General features: G+C 71.3%; 1 protein-coding gene. It reads right to left on the reverse strand.

What is annotated here, in order from left to right; all coding sequences use genetic code 11:
• Nucleotides 1-2207: beta-ketoacyl synthase N-terminal-like domain-containing protein (locus H0U68_RS15300; RefSeq protein ID WP_296357062.1), on the reverse strand; the 2207-nt coding region annotated here is incomplete at its 3' end.
• Nucleotides 2208-2317 lie beyond the last annotated feature (110 nt).

The raw sequence follows: 2317 nt of genomic DNA on the forward strand, positions 1-2317 counted from the left end.
GCGGCATGCGCCGCGGAAAGTGCCGGTGCAAGCCCCGCGGATGCCCTCGCCGCCTTCGAACCGGCGTACGGAATGGCATGCACGATCCTGGCGAACGGATAGGTCGGCAGGCTCACGCGGCGCGGCGCCCGGGCGCCGTACAGCGCGCGCCAGGACACGGCATGGCCGCGCGCCCAGGCGGCGGCCAGCTTGTCGTGCTGCCGCTTCTCCACCCAGGCCTGCACCAGTGCGGCGAAGTCGTCGCCCTGCAGCAGCGGGTCCTTGCGGCCAGCGCCGCGCAGCTCGCCGCGCTCCAGCCCCGAACCATCGCCTCCGTGAATGGCCTCGGCGAGCCGGGCACGCGCCTCGTCCACCGTGGCCGAGACGAAGGCCAGGCGCGACGGCATGTGCTCGCGCCCGGTCTGCAGCGTGTACGCCACGGCGGTGAGCGGCAGTGCCGCCGCCGACGGCGATTCCAGCCATGCCAGCAGGTCGCTGCAGCGCCGGTCCAGCCGTTCGCGGTCGCGGGCCGACAGGACGATCACGCACGGCCCGCCGCCGCCCGTACCCTCCTGCTCTTCGGCACCAACGTACTCCTGCAGGATCACGTGCGCATTGGAGCCGCCCGCGCCGAACGACGAGACGCCCGCCATGCGCGGCGGCTGCTCCGCACCCGCGCGCCCCTGCACCCGCCAGGGTGCGAGCGCGCGCTGCACCGCGAACGGCGTCTGCGCGAAGTCGATGTTGGGGTTGAGGGTGGCCGCGTGCAGCGACGGCGCCAGCATGCCGTGGCGCAGCTGCAGCAGCACCTTGGTCACGCCGGCCACGCCCGCCGCGCCCTCGCAATGGCCGATGTTCGACTTCACCGAACCGAGGGCGCAGAACTGCCGCTCTTCGGTGAACGCCGAAAACGCCCGCGCCAGGCCGGCGATCTCGATCGGGTCGCCCAGCGTGGTGCCGGTGCCGTGCGCTTCCAGGTAGCTGATGTCGCGCGCATCCACGCCGCCCGCCTCCAGGCAGTCGGCGATCGCCGCGGCCTGCGCGTTCGGGTTGGGCACCGTGTAGCCGTTGGCCTTGCCGCCGTGGTTGGTGGCGGTGGCGCGGATCACGCCGTAGATCTGGTCGCCGTCGGCCACCGCCGCTTCCAGCGGCTTGAGCACCAGCGCGCCGACGCCCTCGCCGGGCACGTAGCCGTCGCCGCCTTCGCCGAAGCTCGCGCACTGGCCGGTGCTGGAGACGAAGCGGCCCTGCGCCAGCATGAGGTACTTGTTGGGATGCAGCGTGAGATTCACGCCGCCGGCGATCGCCATGCGGCAGCGCCCGAAGCGGATGCTCTGGCAGGCCAGCTCGATGGCGGTCAATGACGACGAACACATCGTGTCCACCGCCATGCTGGGCCCGCTGACGTCCAGGAAATACGACACCCGGTTGGCGATGGACGCCGCGCTGCCGGTCAGCGCCACGTTGTTGCCACGCACCTGCTCCTGCGCGCCGAACAGCTGGAACTCGGTGGACATCACGCCGACGAACACGCCCACGCGCCGTGCCCGCGCGGGGTCCGCGCGGTCGCCCAGCATGTCGCGGGTGTAGCCGGCGTCCTCCAGCGACGCATACGTGCACTGCAGGAACAGCCGCTCCTGCGGGTCCATGATCTCGGCTTCGCGCGGGGCGATGTTGAAAAACTGCGGATCGAAGCAGTCCACGTCGTCGATGAAGCCGCCCCACTTGCCGTAGGTGGTACCGGGCGTGCCGCGCTCGGCGTCGAAGTACAGGCTGTTGTCCCAGCGCGAAGGCGGGATCTCGGTGACGCTGTCGCGGCCGGCCCGCAGGTTGTCCCAGAACTGCGCGAGGTCGGCCGCGCCCGGATAGCGCCCGGCCATGCCGATCACGGCGATGGCCAGCGGCCCCGCCTGCTGCGCCGGCGCAGCAGGCGCGGAAAGCGCGGGCACGGGTTGCGGCGCCGGTGCCGCGCTGGATGCGGTCGCCGGTGCGGCAACGGGCGCAGGCGCCGCCGATGGCTGGTCCAGCCCGAAGGTTTTAGCCAACCGCGGACCATGCGACTCGACCAGCTGGCGCGCCAGCTTGGCGATGCTGGGGTACTCAAAGAACAGCGTCTTCGACAGCGGTCCGATGCTTTTCTCCAGCATCTCGGTCATGTCCATGATCAGGATGGAGTCGATGCCGTAGTTGTCGAACGAGGCCTCGGCCTCGATGCGGTCCAGCTCCATGGACGCCGTCTTTGCGAGCACCTGTCGGAGCAGCTCTTCGGTCCTGCCGAGTAGATCGGGATGGGCCACGCCCGCTGCGCTCGCGGGCCGCGCAGCGGCGAGCGCTGCGG

The sequence above is a fragment of the Ramlibacter sp. genome, assembly GCF_013697775.1.
Taxonomy (GTDB): domain Bacteria; phylum Pseudomonadota; class Gammaproteobacteria; order Burkholderiales; family Burkholderiaceae_C; genus Ramlibacter.